The following is a 16,354-nucleotide window of genomic DNA, read 5'->3' as shown; positions in this document are numbered from 1 at the left end:
TTTTACTTAAGGCAACCGGGACAAAATAGCACTTGCCGGGTGTGTATTGAACGTGATATCGGTACCGAGGATCAAAACTACGGCTTCTGGGTGACGTGAAAACAAGAAATCCCGGAAAGAACCGTGTTTGCCGCAAAAGTTGGACCTGTCACAGCAACCGGAGACATTCAGGAGGCTTAACAAGATGTACATAATCCACACAGTTGGATCGCAAAGATCCACTTTGTCCAACTGGTTCGGGCGAACAGTTTGGCTGCTCATGGCAGTCATGCTGTCGTCGCTGACCTTGCTCAACGCGCAACAACTCACTGCCACCTTGAACGGCCTTGCCGCCGACCAATCGGACGCTCGCGTTCCAGGTGCCAACATCGTAATTAAGAACGATGCCACGGGCGATATCCGTCATAGCCAGGCCGATAGCTCAGGTTACTGGTCGGTAACGGCTCTGATTCCCGGAAGCTACACGGTAACCGTCTCCGCCAAAGGCTTCACCTCCTGGGAAATGAACGGAATTGTCTTGAACCAGGGCGATAGCCGTACGGTTCCTAACATTCACCTCAAGGTGGGATCCGAAACCGCGGAAGTGACGGTCATCTCCGGCGCCGACGTGGAAGTCCCGGTAGACAATGCGGAAGTCAGCGCGACGCTCAACAATGAGCTGGTTGACTCCGCCGTCCTCACCGGCCGCAACGCCGCCGAACTCATCAAGATGATGCCGGGCGTAGCCTTCAGCAACAATGGCGGCGCGGGATCTGCTTACAACAGCCAGGTGACTGGTACCAATAACGGTCCGGCGGGCAGCTTCTCCGCCAACGGTACCCAGCCCTACGGCTCCACGGCCGTAATTCTCGATGGCGCCAACCTGATCGATCCAGGCAACGCCGGGACCCAGGTTGCCAACATCAACCAGGATATGACGGACAGCGTGAAGTATCTGTCCGCCTCCTATGGCGCTGAATATGCGAAAGGCCCCGCGGTTCTGCAGGCCTTCTCGAAGAGCGGCGGCCAGAAGTACCACGGCGAAGCCTATATCTATGCCCGTAACACCGGCCTCGGATATGCCAATGACTGGAACGCCAAATATCAGGCGCTCGCAGCCGGAAACAACCCCACCCTCTCGCCGCAGGACTTCTACTACATCGGCGGCAACATCGGTGGCCCCATCTCGTTCCTCGGCTTCAACAAGAACAAGGACAAGCTGTTCTTCTGGGCCGGCTACGAGAACATGATCCAGCATCCCTACACCAACCCTGTTCAGTTCAACGTACCGACCCCGGCACAGCGCGCCGGCGACTTCACCAATCCCGGCCTCGATCCGAACGTCTACGATCCGTCGAAGAACACGGGCCGTTATGTCGGAGCCTATGCACTGCCTTGCGATCACGACGACGGCTGGCAAGGTTGCAACTCCACGAACTCGCCCTGGGTGGGAAGCACCGCCGGACAGACGACCGAGGGGATGAAAACCCTGGGCAAGTACTTTGACCCAGTTGGCGTGGCGGTCACGAACCTGAACCCTATGCCCAACCAGACGCCCAACGTGGCAAACGGCTGGAACAACTTCGCCTATGCCCCGAGCCTTCCGCAGAACCGCTGGGAACTAACCGGGAAGGTGACTTACGCCTTCAACGACAACAATAAGCTGTGGGGTTCCTATGCTCTGCAGAAGGAAACCGACGAGCATCCGCTGTCCATCTGGTGGACGGCGCCCTGGACGGTTCCCTATCCCTCTCAGCCCACCGGCAAGCTGACGGCCAATGTTTATCTGGCCAACTACACGCACGTGTTCAGCCCCACCTCCACCAACGAGTTCGTGTACTCGTATGCCAAGTTCCAGAACCAGAACACGTTGAGCAACCCTGAGGCTAGCAGCCGCAAGGCCCTGGGCTTGCCGTCGCAGAGCGCCTTCGGCACTCCGAAGACCGATCAGATGCCCAGCTTTGAAGGCGGCTGGGACACGGGCACAACCTGGGTCGACCAGTTCGACTTCAACAGCGGCATCTATGGCGCGAACACCTTCGGTAAGACATCCTCGGCGCCCGCCATCAGCGACACCTTCACCAAGATCGTGAAGACCCACTCGCTGAAGGCTGGCTTCTATTGGGATGAAGAAGGCAACCTGCAGTCGAACGGCGACCGTGTCCAGGGCCAATACAGCGTGGCTAACTGGGGAGCGAGCTCGACCTACAATGAAACGCTCGATCGCCTGATCGGCCGCAACCAGTCTTATCTCGAACAGAACTTCGACGCTGTTCCCGACATCAAGTTCCACCAGTGGTCTTTGTGGGCACAGGATTCGTGGAAGGCGACCGCCAAGGTGACTCTCAACATCGGTCTTCGCGCTGATCACGAAGGCCAGTGGTATGACACCAAGGGCGGAACCCAGGTTTGGAATCCCGTCGTTTACGACAACACTGCCAATCCTCCGGCCAACACCGGTCTGCAATGGCACGCCAACAACTCCGACATTCCGGTCTCCGGTTTCCATAGCCCCCTGTTCCTCTGGAACCCTCGCGTCGGCGTTGCCTATGATGTCTTTGGCACCGGCAAGACAGTTGTTCGCGGTGGCTTCGGTACCTATCGCTACCAGATCTCCGGTAACGATGCCAGCGGTGCTATGAGCGGTCCGCTGGGTTCATTCCCGTTCAACACCGGAAGCACCGGCCAGGTTCAGGGATTCTATGGATACGGAATCCAGGATGGCGTAGTCTTCACCAACAATCCTCAGACCCATCTCCCCGCCGACACCACCAGCTTCGCGCTAGTCGTGCCGCAGGGTGTGAACCAGGTCCACGTTGACGGCGTCAAGGCCGACAAGATGGGCGACAACAAGGTGCCCTATGCGGACACTTACAGCTTCGGTATTGCGCAGGCTCTGCCTTCGCATACGGTGATGGAAATCTCGTATGTGGGTAGCGCCAGCCGCAACCAATGGCTGAACGGCGCCAACGGTCACATCTCGGATGCTAACCCGGTACCCTACGGCGCATTCTTCAATGCTGACCCGATCGACGGTAAGTTCTATAACGTGTCGCCCTACATGGGACCCGGCATTACAGTCAACAGCAAGATGAACCATCAGCACTACCATCCGCTGCAGAACTACGGTCACATCTGGATCCAGACCCACGGCGGATACGCTAACTACAACTCGCTGCAGGTTTCTGCTCAAAAGCAGTCGGGCAACCTCTACCTGTTCACGAACTTCACGTTCGGCAAGGTACTGGGTACGCGCGACGGCTCGACCAGTAACGGAAACGGCAACGGCCCCACGGTCGATCCGTTCAACCTGGACGCTAACTACGGTCCGCTGCAGTACGACCACACCAAAATCTTCAACTTCTCGGCTAGCTACAAGCTGCCCAAGCCAGTCCACAACAACGCGATGCTTGGCATGCTTGTCAACGGTTGGCAGTTGACCACCTACACCAGCTACGAGGACGGCTCGCCCTACCAGGCGACCAACCAGAACATGAACGTGCAGTACAATCCCTTGAAAACCACGGCACACCCGGATGGTCAGGTGTTCACAATGCCAATCAAGGGAGCCGCTCAGGAAGGTACGAACAATACCACCGCGATCGGTTGGACCACGTGGTTCGGTACCGAGCAGTCGCAACAGGGACTGCAGCCGGTGCTGATCTGCGATCCGCGCAAGAACCTGGCCAAGGGTCAGTACTTCAATCCCAATTGCTTTGTGGCGCCGCTGCCTCCCACGGCAGACTCGGTCGGACAGATGGGTCAAGTAATCTGGCCTTACATCCGCACGCCGCACTACTTCAACAGCGACCTCGCGGTGTTCAAAGCCTTCCGTATCACGGACGCACAGCGCATCGAAGTCCGTATCTCGGCAACCAACTGGCTCAACCACCCCAACCCCGCGTTTGGCGTCAACGGTGCAAACGACAACCAGCTGCGCTTTACCGGCGTAAGCACCGGTTCGACGTTGGTCTCCAACGACAACGCACAGACCACCGGTACCCCGGCTGCAAAGCTCGGATATCGCTGGATGCAGTTCGCAGCCAAGTACTACTTCTAGCTCATCGGAAGGAATACCTGAGTGGAGGGGATGGCTTCGGCCATCCCCTCCATCTATTTATGCCGGCATTTCCTGCAGGTACTGCGCCGCGCGCGGGTTCGCAATCAACAGACCGGGGTGAGCGCCGGCAAAATGAAAGGTCAGATTTTGCGATAGCTCCCCGTCCGGCTCACATGTGACCGTCAGCACAGTCCCACGGGTCCACTCCGGTGCACAATGGATTCCCTTGCTCATGGTCCGTCCAACACCATCCCGCCAGCAGACCACCGCGTGCCTTCGAGTCGCGCTAGCCCGTTTACTAGAAAACTAATAAGGTTATGGCTCCATTCGCTGCAGATTACACACCGCATAAAGTCGCTTAAGAGCCACTAAATAAACTAGTTACATCTTACTTAATCGTTACATCGGTTTTCGCCCTGAACGCGAATGTAAGTAGAATGTTTAGCGAAACATTTACCCTTTCCGAGCGCGTTGAAAATGCAGAAAGTTACTAATCGGTAACGACTCAGCCTAACGGGTAAATCAGTCGAGCTCCGGCGATCTCTTCCCGGTCTGTGCGGGAAATACTACGGACCGGGAGTGACACTGCCTTCTCCCTGTCCCCGCTTGTGCTGGATCTCCTGCAGCTTCTTCACAATCTCGCGCTCGCGCCGTCCGTCCTCTGGACGGTGCATCTTGTAATACAACGCCGCCAGATGCACGTGCGGATCAGGCCAGTCCGGATCTGACTGCACAAGCGCCTCCAGCATGGCCAGCGCCTCCTGAAGATTGCCTTCGAGATTCCGCAGGCGTGCCACTTCCAGCCGGGTCAACGGGTCCTCGGGATGGATCGAGAGAGCCAATTCCAGAAGTGGCCGGGCGCTCTCCAGATCCTTGTCATCAAACCGGATGATTCCCAGGTACAGGTTGGCTGTGAAGTCGGTGGGATTCTGGCTCAGTGCCGTCTGAAATTCACGAGCCGCCTCATCCAGCATGCGCCTCGCGTAGAAGGCTTTGCCAGCCAGCGTGTGGGCCCCCGCGAATGAACCATTTGCGGCAATGGCCTGCTGCGCGTCCGCCAGTGCCTGCTTGAACTCACCCAGCTCGAAATGAGCGGATCCTGCCAGCATCCATATGTCCGCAGCGTGCCGCGCGGCCGCCACCTTCTCCACGCGGTCCAGCCCTTCCTCACGTTGCCCTGTCATCATCAGCGCATACCCCAGGGCATACTCCAGATCCAGATCGCTGGAGTGTTCCTTTTCCAACGGCGCAAGGAGCGCTACCGTGTTCGCTTCGCGGTCCAGCTTGTTGAATGTAAACCCCAGCAGCACTGCCGCTTTTACGTCGTCAGGATGCGAGGCTCGCACCTTCTCCAACTGCCGGCGTGCGCTCGCCAGGTCGCCTTTCCGGTAATAGGCAAGGCCGAGATTGGTGCGCAGCGCCGCATTGTCGGGCGACCCTTGCAACGCGCGAGTTTCCACTGCGATGGCCTCATCGAGCTCGCCGCCAGCGATCAGTGCGGACCCCAGGCCGACCTGTGCTTCGATCAGCGTGGGCTCCTGCGCGAGCGCCCGTCGAAAGCCCTCGATTGCAGCTTTCAGATCCCCCTTCGACTGCGAGGCCTCAGCACTGCGCGCCAGCTCCAGCGCTTGCGATCCGCTCTGCCCGGTAGCGCCCTGCGCAAAAATGCAGCATAAGTATGGCGCCAGCGCGAGCAAGGCCGCACGGTCACGGGGTTTCATCAGCGCGACGGCCCCTGCTTTTGTTCCTTGGCTTCCATCTGCTGCACCAGGTCGCGCTCGCGCTGCCCGTCGTCGGGGCGATGCAGTTTGTAGTAAATTGCGGCGAGCTCAATGTGTGGATCGAGCCAGCTTGGATCGGCCTTTTCGAGGTCCTCCAGAATCCTGGCCGCCTCCGCGTACTGGCCGGTCATGCTGTTCAGCTTGGCCCACTGCAGGCGTGCCTGCGGCATCTGCGGCGCAAGCTGCACGGCCATCTCGAGAAGGGGGCGCGCGCCATCCAGATCCCGGTCTTTCAAGCGCATCGTTCCCAGGTAAAGATTGGCCATCAAATCACGCGGATCCTGGCGGAGGGCGGCCTCAAAAGCGGGCCGAGCCCCGTCCACGTCGCCAAGCGCATCGCGCGCCTGCCCTGCCAGCGTTTGCGCGCCCGGAAAATTGGGATCGAGCCGTACAGCTTCATCCAGGTCCGCTCGCGCTTCCTTGAACTCGCGTCGATGCAGGTGCGCCGACCCGGCGATCACAAAGGCATCAACAGAGTGTGTGGCGCGCGCAGATGCTTCGAGGCGCGGCAACCCTGCCTGCAGATTTCCAGCTTCGCTAAGCGCATAGCCCATCACGAATTCGAAGTCCATGTTGGATTCCTGCCCCGGCTCCAGCGGCTGCAAAAGCTGCACAGCCTCTGCCGCGCGCTCCAGCTTGACGTCGCAATAAGCCAGCAGCATTGCCGAGTTCAACTCGCCCGGTCGCTCCGCATGCACCTTCGCAAACTCCGCCTGTGCGTTCTTCCAGTCGGCTTTCTTGTAGTAAGCCAGAGCCAGATTCATTCGTACCGCGGCTTTGTCGGGAGCTTTGGGCAAAGCACGAGTGTACTCCTGAATCGCCCCGTCCAGATCGCCCGTAGCAGCGAGCGCAGCGCCCAGATTGGCCCGCGCTTCCACCATCTCGGGCCGCAACGTCAGCGCCCTTCGGTAGTCCGCGATGGCTGCCGCAATGTTTCCGCTCTGCTGTTCTGTGATTGCCTTGCGCAGAAGTTCGTCCGCGGAGGCCGCATGCACCTGCTGCTGCGCGCGGCCCACCACAGGCGGCGCCAACCCTGCGTAGGTAAGGCAGAACAGCAGCGGCAGCGAAAACCGGGATTGCATTGACTTCAGTTTAAACAAAGGCGAGATGCGCTGCTGCCTCGAGCGGTTTCCACCCTACTTCTTTTCTGCGGGGAGCGCCTTGTAGTCAACTATGCGCATGTTCGACCCGAACCGCTTGTAATTGCGGAACTCGATGGTGTTCAGGGCCATGGAGTGTTTTCCCTTGGTAATCCGCATCTCCGCTGTCACTGGCACGAGGTAGTCGTGATCGTTGATCGACACGTAATCGTAATCGACGCGCATCGTCGACGCGCTTGTGGAGAAGTCTCGCGGAAGCTGCTTTGGCAGGTCGGCGATAAGAGTGATCCGCCGAACGCTGCGCGTGGTGGAGTCGATGAATACCCGACCATGTAACCCGGCGATCACCTCGCGCCCACTCGTCCCCACCACCCCGAATTTGGAGTTCGCCCGGTCGACGGCGTAATCGTACACCTGTACGGTGCCGCCGTTCAGGTCGTCCGTCTCCTTCCACTCGAAGCGAGTTTTGGCCGTCGGCGAAAAGACCAGCCTGAGCATCCCGCCGAATTCGCCCTCAGATAGCATCCCCTTCATCGCATTGTGGCTTACGTCGCTGGCTTGGCCGTTCACTTCAATTGTCGTGCGCGTTTCATGCTTCTCACGGTACCGCAGCAGTTCCACAATGGAGTCCTTCAGCTTCCAATTGCCAATCCCGCTCGGGTCAACGGAGCGGCTGGTCACTTCCAGGCACATGAAGTTGGGCAGTGATTCGCTATAGTTAACAGCACGCGCGCGCGCATCCTCAACCAGAAGCGCCGCATCCGGTGGCGACAACGCAGGGGCGCTACTCTTGCTGGCCGTGATGTGCAACTGGCCCGGGATATTCACTTCGGGCGCGGCCGCAATGGCGATGACTTCGGAGTCGCTGGACTTGCCAGCCGTGCTGGGGCCCGTTCCACCCACGCTGAATGCGATTTCCTGAGTGGCCGACTTTCCGCCTTGAGTGAAGAAGGCCTTCACCTCGTACTGCCCCGGTGCTACTTCCCCGGAGCCAAAACTCGCCATATACGGTACGGAAAGCTGGCCGGCATTCATGTTCAGGGGCAGCGGAATCCGGCGGCCGGCGTATCCGTTATGCACCACCTGCATCTCCAGCGTTCCAGGCTCGGACGACGCCGGATCGGGATGCAGCATCAGGAACAGCGAAATCCCCTTGGATCCGGGCGCGAGTTGTCCGGTCACGTTGGGAGAAATCCGGTCATGCTCGTACCGCAGCGGGTTCAGCGCGTCTTCTTCGCCCTGAGGAATGCTGTTCAACTTCCGAACCAGCACCATGTCACTCATACCCACCGTCTTCGACTGGTCCTCGATCTCGAAGCTCATACGCCGTGCGCCGGCCTTCCCGCTCACCGGGTCTGCCACCGCTACCTCCAGGGTGTACTTGCCTGGGCCGGTGATGAAATGTCGCTCGAAAGACAGCGTCGAAAGAGGATTGCGATCCAGCGTCTCCAGCGCGCCGCGCCGCGAGATGTTCTCCCCGAAGTGGTCCACCACCGTGCCGTCTGCGCCTTTGATCTGCGCAAAGATGGCCGCCTGTGCGGAGAACAGGTTTGTGTGCGTGTCCTCCTTCACCTGCAGAGCGGAAAACGGAACCTCTACCACCAGCGAGGTGGTGTTGCCGTCAGGAAGATCTCCAAAACGAAGCACAGTCGCGTGGAACGCCAGGTCTGAAGGCAGTGAGCTCTGCGCAAGCGACCTCATCAGCGGAACTTCAAACGGACGAATTCGTTCATCGGTGCCCGGCGCCACTGCGTAGTAGCCGGTCTTCGACTGAACCCGCAGCCCGGTACGCATCGGCTTCACCGCGATCGAGCGAAAGCTGCCGTCGTACTCCTTGAATGGAGGAGTATAGGTGGCCTCGTAGTAAGTCGACAGATCCTCCAGCATCTGCTCCAGCGGCTTTTTCAAACTTTCCTGGGCATCGATGTAGATGCCACCGGTGTCGGTGGAAAGCTGGGCCATAGGGCTCTTGGTGTCGCCAAACGGAGAGAAGGCCGGACCTTGGCGATGGAAGTCCGTCATCATTTGAATATCCTGCTTCGCGCCCCACTGCGGACCTGTCGGCGAAGGATCGCCCTGGATACCAAATCCACTGTCCTGGTGCAATTGGACCGCCACATCGCCATGCGCATCCACCACCTGGGGAGTGGGATTGTAAGGCGCCCGTCCGCGCAGATAAGCATTGTCGAGCTGGTACTGGCCGGCCTGGTTGATGGCATCCAGATCCACTGTGTAAATGGTCACGCCGGCGCGGGTCGAGTCCGCGGAGATGGTCTTCAGCTTCTCCTTGGCCGCCGAATCCATCACCACATTATGAGTGAAATAGATAATTGCCTTCCGGTCGCCCAGCTTCTGCTGCGAATGGATCAGCGCCAGCAGCCCGTCCAGGTTGATATATCCGTGCTTCTCCTGCATGGACTTCTGAGACTCCTGCAACGCCGCCAAAAGGGACTGCTGATATCCGCGCTGCGTCGCTTCCAGGTGCTTCCCGGTTTCATCCGTGCCGGTGTGCAACGTTTTGAACAGCTCCTGCTCAGCCGCCTCTACGCGCTTCTGGCGGGCCTTCTCCGACAGGTCGACGGTTATGCTGATGTCCTTGCTCAACGTCGAGTCCAGGTGCTGCGTCTGGCTCTCCGTCGCTACGTCGATCCCGTCACTCACCTGCTTCCGAATGTCCGTGAATCCCTGAATAATGCGCAGCCGCCCACGAAAATCTAAAACCGAGAACGAGTAGCCCTTAGCCGGCAAAACCTTTAGGATCTTTTGGGCGACATTGCGCGCGTTCTTTGCGGTAGGGCCCACAAACGCGTCGAAGGCAAACGTCACCAGGTGCCCTCGTGTTGAGTCTCCACGCACCAGGCGAAGCCCCGTCAACTTCACCGGCGTGTTATTGTCCGTAACGGCCAGATCTTCCGGCTTGAGATCGAGGATCAGCTTCTTGCCCTTGTCGTGGACCACCATGTCCAGCGACACTTCGTCCACATTTGTGTGCAGCGTCAGATCCTGTTGGGTGGGCGCAGGCTCAGCAACCTGTGTTGACGGCGCGCCGGATGTGGCTGGCGCTGCGGACTGAGGAGGCGTCTGGCCGGCAGCCGGCTTGGCTGCGGGAACAAGGCAAACAAAAGTCAAACAGTACGCGATACCGCCGGCGATGCGGCCGCCGATCTTAAATCTCATTCTAGTCACCTGTATGGGCCTGATTTTTACAAAGCTCAGCGCTGAGGACCCCGGCCAGCCTTTGCTAAACCGAATTACGCGGCGCCCCCGGCCTGAAAAATCACACGCGGCAATTCTAGCGCCAAACCGTGTGTTTTCTGGGCCCCCAGAGCGGAAAACTTCGATGCTACGATGGTTTCAGACCCAACTCCCGGTCACGTCGGCATGGCGCTTCCCGCAATGAAGCCACCCGACGATATTTTTGCGTGTCTCTAGAATTCGTCACAATGAGTCTGTCGAGGTTCAAAAAGCGTTGCCGCGGCGCGAAGCGGTTCAGGCGAGCGGCAGCGGGATACGCGTTGCTGGTTGCGCTCTCCTGTTGTGCCCACCCAGACGCCGCGGCCCAGCAGGCGCCGGGATTCGATGACCTCGCCGCCCAGGCCGCCGCGGCGCGCGACCGGCAGAACATCCCCGCCGCCATTGACCTCTATGCGAAAGCCGTGCAGGCCAGGCCGGATTGGACTGAGGGCTGGTGGTATCTCACATTGCTCCAATACAGCACCAACCAATATCCGGGGGCCATTGACGCAGCCAATCACATGCTGCAAATCGTTCCCCATGCTGTACCCGCCATGGCACTGCGCGGACTTTCCGAGTTTGAAATCGCTGACTACAAAAGCTCCCTGCGCGACCTGGAAATGGCCGTCCAGCACGGAGCTGCCAGCGATCCGCACAACGAGCAGATCGTCCGCCTTCACCTCGCTCTGGACCTCACCCGGGCAGACCGCTTTCAGGATGCCCTCGAACAGTACCGCGCCCTTGCGGAAAAGCAGATCAACACTCCGGAGATCCTCATCGGCATCGGCTTAGCTGGTATGCGCTCCACGTCCTTCCCCTCCGAGATCAGGCCCGAGGATCGCGACCTGTATGTCGGTGCAGGCGCCGCCGGCTTCGCTTTCCTGGCGGGCGAAAGCAATCAGGCTGACACCCTGTTTGAGCAGATGTTCACGAAGTATCCATCTGCGCCGAATCTCCACCTGTTCTACGGCCTTCTGCTCTATTCGCACGATCCCGAACTGGCTGTTGACCAGTTCCAGCAGGAAGTGGCCGTCGTTCCGGCCAACGAGGCCGCCCGCGCTCTGCTGGCGTTCTGCCTGGTGATCTCCGGCAAGTTCAAGGAAGCCTTGCCTGAGGCGCAGAAGGCGTACGCCGCCGCGCCCGACATGTTGCTGGCCCAGCTCGCCCTCGGCCGCTCCCTCGGCGAAACCGGAGATATCGAACACGGAACCGAGCTATTGAAGAAGGTTCTGGCGCAGGACTCCGACAATTTGGAGGCGCACATGGGATTGGCTGCTCTCTATGCCCGCGCCGGAAAACGAGAGGACGCATACCGTGAGCGCATGGTCTGCCTCAAGCTGGCGAAATAGGGCGCTCACCTCGCGCCGCATCACCGGCCGCAGCAGCGCCGCGGCAGCGGCGCTGGCGGTCTGCCTGGCCGTGCTGTGCGCATTCCCCGCCGCGCGCACCTCGGCCAAACAGGGCAAAGAAGCCACACAGCCCGTCACTTGCGGCACCTGTCACGTTGGGGTTGTGAACTCCTATGCGCACGCACCCATGCGCCACGCCATGGAACCCGTCGCCACCAATCCCACCCTGCTTGCCCATCCCAACCTCACGGTGCAGCAGAACGGCTACTCCTATACCGTGCAGACGAGCAACGGCAAAAGCATCTACACGGTCTCCGACGCCAGCGGAAATCTCAGTCTTCCCATCCACTGGGTCTTCGGTCAGCACTCACAGACGTTCGTTCTCGAGAAAGACGGCAAGCTCTACGAGAGCCTGGTGAGCTACTACCCTCGCGAGCAAGCGCTGGCCACTACCCCCGGCGACCAGGAGCTGAAGCCGAAAAATCTGACCGAGGCCATGGGCCGCGAGCTCTCTCAATGGGAGAGCCTGATGTGCTTTGACTGTCACGCGTCGGGCGCGACCAGGGGCACGCACCTTACGCTGGACAAGCTAACCATGGGACTGGAGTGCGAGCGCTGCCATCAGGGAGCCCAGCAGCACATGGCCGACGCCGCTGACGACAACTTCAAGACAATCCCCAAGCCGCTCAAGCGTATGAGCTCAGGCGACGTTCTCAACTTCTGCGGTCAGTGCCATCGCAGTTGGGAAACCGTGGTGCGCAATCACTGGAAGGGTCCGGCCTACGTTCGCTTTCAACCCTATCGCCTGCAGAACAGCCGCTGTTTTGCGGCCGACGATCCCCGTATCAGCTGCCTGGCATGCCACGATCCTCACCAGCCGGTGAACCACGACCAGGCCTTTTACGACAAGAAGTGCCTGGCCTGCCACGCACAGACCAAAGCAGCTGGTCCGGCTGCAGCACCGTCGAATGCAAAAACGTGTCCCGTCGCCAAGGCCAAGTGCTCCACCTGCCACATGCCCAGGGTGGAATTGCCCGGCGGCCACGCGCAGTTCACTGACCACCAGATCCGGGTCGTGCATCCCGGCGATCCCTATCCCAATTAGTTCAATACTTCTGGGCCTGATTAGAGGAGGCGTCGCCTTCCTGGACTGAGCTGAAGGGAACCTCCATGGTTCCCACCTTGCGCGTCGATTGATCGTAGATCCCGGTGCGCAGCCAGAACTGTCCCTTGGGTACTGCCACCTCGGCATGGAGGTGCACGCCGCCGTTTTTCTGATACTCCTCCCACTGATCCGGCTTGATGTTCAGCGCAACCAGGTGCTCCCGGCGGTTGGCAATGTCGCCGTACTTGTCATATACGATGAGGCACAGGTTCAACGTTCCCTGGCGCACTCCTTCGGCGCCTGCCTTCAGGTCGAGATCGGTGACGGGGACCAAAAAATCGACGGCGTAGCGGTCGCTGTTCCCGCTGTCGGCGCCGGCTGGCTGCTGCTCCGGCAGTATGCGTTCTGTATAGAGAATCTGATCCGTTTGCGGAAGCCCGAAATCCATAAACGGCTGCAGGGGATCGCCCTTGTTCTCCGCCTGTCGTACGGCGCGTTGCTGGGCTTCTTGTGCGGCGCCGGGCTCGCCATTCTCCCGCGCATAGTAGCCGCGCCGGTAGGACAGCCTGTATTTCCCGCCCGTAACCGAGACGTCGATCTTGCGGAATAAGCCGTTCATCTTGGGGTCGGAGGGCGTATACGACAGCGTGTAGAAGTCGGAACTGGATGACACCACCCGATCCAGAATCCCGCTCAGATCGTTGCCGTTGTAGAACGCTTTGCCCCCCGTCTGGTCAGCCAGCATGTCCATCGTCGCATTGCTGGAGTTGTTGGCTGCGCTCTCCGCCTGGATAGCGTGAGTCACAACGCCGCTCGGAGTCGTAACATCGTCGTGCCCGGTATTGATCGTGGAAGGATCGCTCGTTGTCGGCGGAAACCCCTGCGCCGGACCGATCATCTCCTGTTGCGTCGATATCCTATCGTCGACCCGACTCTCTCCCGTAAAAACGGTGTGCGTCCAGCCACCCCGAACGTCCACGGGATACACCGCCACCCGCGCCGCCGCCAACAGATTCACCGTCTTTGGGACCGAATCGTCAAAGCGCATATCGGTCACCCCGAAGATATCGAGCGGAAAGGCCCCCGACATCCAGATTAGATTCTTGCGCCCCGGGAAGGCGGAAAGGTAAATCCCAAGCTGCTGCAGGGCCTGCGTGGTCCGGTACTCCCGGTCGGCAGTTTGCGCGTATTTGTTCTCCGCCAGAAACTGCTGAAACGACTGGATCATGGCGGCCGAGGCGGCCGGGGTCAACCCGCCCGCCCCTGCGCCCACCATCTGGTTCATCAGGCTCACCACCGTGCTCTCGGCGTGCGTCTCTTCTTTGGATTGCAGCAGCACCGCGGGCTCGGGCTTGTCGTTTTTCTTGTATCCCAGCGCTGTAGCCAGCACCGCTGGATCGTCGGAAAAGCCCTCCACAAACCGCAATTTGAGCCCCAACGTCACAATCGCGAGGCGGGACCCCGGCTTCAGGCTCTTGAGGTATTTTTGGGCCGACTGGCGCAGATAAACCTGATCCTGCATGGGTGTATTCAGAGCATCCAGCAGCAGGATGTTTACGGCCGGTGGGGTCGCAATCGGCGAATAGTTGCTGAAGACGTTTGGAGGGAGTTGCGGCATGGAAATGTCCCGCCTCTTTTCCGGCGTCAAACCGCGATGCTCTTCAAAGAAGGAGACGGTCTGCGGAGACCCCTGCTCGATGAGCCGGAAGGCGTCCTTTGGCAGCCCTTTCACGGGATTCCCGTCGTGATCCGTGACAATCACATCCACCAGCACGGCGCGGCTGTTGATGCGGAGGGTGGTGCCGGAGTCGATGGGCGCATCCTGACCGATAAGGGGGACGACAGAACCGACAGCCAGCGCAAGCAGGGAAACGAAGCGGCCTTTCACAGGGACACCTCCCAGGGTGCAGAAGAGCTTACCACCGCGAGAACAGAATGATCTACTTCCGGTTGCCAGCCGGAAACGATAGGCTCCAACCGGTCTTCAATACGCACCGGATAGCGCTGCCCTCCTGGCTCTGCCAGGGCGGGGCTTACTGTGGAACCACCTCAATCCCGGTCACGGTTGCGTACCCCTGAACAGGAACAAAAGTGAGCATGAGCTTGCCCTGGGCATTAGGTTCCAGGCCGGTGGCGCGATGGACCAGTATGTCCTTGTTGCCCGCCTCGCGGGGCAGGTCAAAGTTTTCTAGCAGGGCTTTGCCGTTGCAGTACACATCAAAGATGTGGGCGGCGCCGGGACCGCCGGAGGACGACGTCGGCCATTCACCATGGCGCACCGCAAAGTGGAGACTCAGGGTGTAGCGGCCGGGGGCGACTGGAATAGCGTACGAGAAGTTCCCCCAGCGTTCGGAATCGTAGAGCTCCTGGTCGTCGGTGCCGGTCACGGGCGTGGTGTAGGTGGCGAACTGACCGCCCTCGAAGTAGCTGTCGGGACTCCACCAGAGGCTGTCGTTGGAATAGTAGGGACTTTGGCGGGTCAGGATGCGGACGGGGCGCATCTTCCCCCTTCGCCCAGGCACGATCTCTACGGCAGAAAGGGTCGCCTGGGCGCCGTCCTGGCCAGCGAATTCGAGGTGGAGTTGGCCGTCATTGCCTGGCGAAATATCGGGGAAGACCTTCACGTCCGCGGTGCGGCTGGCGCCCGCGTCGGCCACCACATCAAACGCGGACAGAACAGCCTTGCCGTTGACGCGGACCGTCATAAGCCGGCTGCCCTCGCCGCCAGTGCCGGTGGACTCCGGCCCATAGACGGTTTCAGCAAAGTGGAGGCGCAGCTCGTAAACGCCTGGCCGCAGGGGCAGATCGTAGCGAAAATCGCCCTGGCGGCTGGTGCGGTAGAAGGCCGGTTCCTGGGTCCGCCAGATGTGCTGAACCGAGCTTTTGATGGCGGCACCCCCCGTGAAGCGCTCGTCAGCGGTCCAGAGCTTTCCGGCATGGTCAACCAAACTATGGGTGGCGCCGCAGAGGATCCGAACCTCGTCTCCGGAGGGCACGCCGACGGCGAAATCCGGCGGGAAGCCTGAGGAACGCTCCCCAGTGATCGGCTCAGCGGTGACGTGCGGCTGCCGGCCGCGCGCCCAGAAAGCAACGAATGCGGCGACCAGCAGGATGGCGCATGCGCCTCCGGCCAGGGAAATCCAGAGAATCAGCTGCCTGCGGCGGCCGGCAGAGGGAGCTGGGGACGTTGGGATTCCAGAGAGCAGTGCCGGATCCGGATCCGGTGCGGCACGCCGGCTGCGTTGAAACTCCGGCACGTATTGTCCGACGGGAATTGCGATCCGGAGGGCGTGGCCGGCACCCTCGCCTGCATAGTACTCAGCGAGACGTTTTCGCAAGCGATTGGCCTCCACGCGGACGATGGAGTCGGATTCCTGGTCGAATGCCGGACTACGTCCAAAGAGCTCGACGCCGATGGAATACTCCTTGATCTGACCGGTGGCACCCGCGAAGAGCTTTTCGCAGAGATATTCGAGGAGCTGTGCCAGACGAGGTGCCCGAGCGAACTCCGGAGCACGGAGCACGGCCGCAAGTTCCTCACGTTCTTCCAGATGCGTGACCGGCATGGTGCTTCCTGAGGTCATTCGGCTATCCATCTTCGGATCGAAGCCTATGGTAACGCCACTTCCCTGCTTCGAGTGGGATTTAACGGTGTACCGATAGGGCCTGCAACCGGGTGTAACGGGGTATTAGCCCCACGACCGCTGCTGTAACTCGACGCCACTGACAGTGAATACGCCAGAAGC

Annotated in this window: 8 protein-coding genes; 3 read left to right on the top strand and 5 right to left on the bottom strand. The window is 60.1% G+C overall.

The annotated features are described in order from the left end of the window. Positions 1 to 259: 259 nt before the first annotated feature. The gene (locus VGL22_RS12050; protein WP_465267175.1) at positions 260 to 4,039 is read left to right on the top strand and encodes an outer membrane beta-barrel protein; all 3,780 of its coding nucleotides are present in this window, start codon (positions 260 to 262) and stop codon (positions 4,037 to 4,039) included. 566 nt (positions 4,040 to 4,605) lie between these two features. Here the strand turns inward: VGL22_RS12050 and VGL22_RS12045 are convergent. Genes VGL22_RS12045 through VGL22_RS12035 form a run of 3 tightly spaced genes read right to left on the bottom strand, consistent with a single transcriptional unit; the run spans position 4,606 to position 10,097 of the window. Next, complete coding sequence (locus VGL22_RS12045) at positions 4,606 to 5,760, bottom strand: tetratricopeptide repeat protein (protein WP_465267174.1); 1,155 nt, start codon at positions 5,758 to 5,760, stop codon at positions 4,606 to 4,608. Next, entirely contained in the window at positions 5,760 to 6,902 is a 1,143-nt protein-coding gene (locus VGL22_RS12040; RefSeq protein ID WP_465267173.1) for a tetratricopeptide repeat protein, read from the bottom strand. The genes VGL22_RS12045 and VGL22_RS12040 overlap by 1 nt, the downstream gene beginning before the upstream one ends. A gap of 54 nt (positions 6,903 to 6,956) precedes the next feature. Next, positions 6,957 to 10,097, bottom strand: a complete 3,141-nt coding sequence (locus VGL22_RS12035; RefSeq protein WP_465267172.1) for a VWA domain-containing protein — start codon at positions 10,095 to 10,097, stop codon at positions 6,957 to 6,959. 266 nt (positions 10,098 to 10,363) lie between these two features. On the opposite strand from VGL22_RS12035, the gene VGL22_RS12030 reads away from it, so the two are divergent. Both VGL22_RS12030 and VGL22_RS12025 read left to right on the top strand, forming a co-directional pair. Continuing rightward, the gene (locus VGL22_RS12030; protein WP_465267171.1) at positions 10,364 to 11,503 is read left to right on the top strand and encodes a tetratricopeptide repeat protein; all 1,140 of its coding nucleotides are present in this window, start codon (positions 10,364 to 10,366) and stop codon (positions 11,501 to 11,503) included. Continuing rightward, a complete protein-coding gene (locus VGL22_RS12025) occupies positions 11,469 to 12,608 on the top strand; it encodes a multiheme c-type cytochrome (protein WP_465267170.1) in 1,140 nt (379 codons plus the stop codon). The genes VGL22_RS12030 and VGL22_RS12025 overlap by 35 nt, the downstream gene beginning before the upstream one ends. A gap of 1 nt (position 12,609) precedes the next feature. Here the strand turns inward: VGL22_RS12025 and VGL22_RS12020 are convergent, their stop codons facing one another. Both VGL22_RS12020 and VGL22_RS12015 read right to left on the bottom strand, forming a co-directional pair. Further along, on the bottom strand, positions 12,610 to 14,496 hold the full coding sequence (locus VGL22_RS12020) for a VWA domain-containing protein (RefSeq protein ID WP_465267169.1): 1,887 nt from the start codon (positions 14,494 to 14,496) through the stop codon (positions 12,610 to 12,612). A 145-nt stretch (positions 14,497 to 14,641) separates the two neighbouring features. Next, positions 14,642 to 16,192, bottom strand: a complete 1,551-nt coding sequence (locus tag VGL22_RS12015) for a malectin domain-containing carbohydrate-binding protein (RefSeq protein ID WP_465267168.1) — start codon at positions 16,190 to 16,192, stop codon at positions 14,642 to 14,644. Positions 16,193 to 16,354 lie beyond the last annotated feature (162 nt).

This window comes from Occallatibacter sp., assembly GCF_036502485.1.
In the GTDB taxonomy this organism is placed as follows: domain Bacteria; phylum Acidobacteriota; class Terriglobia; order Terriglobales; family Acidobacteriaceae; genus Telmatobacter.
This window is presented reverse-complemented; position numbering and strand designations above follow the sequence as displayed.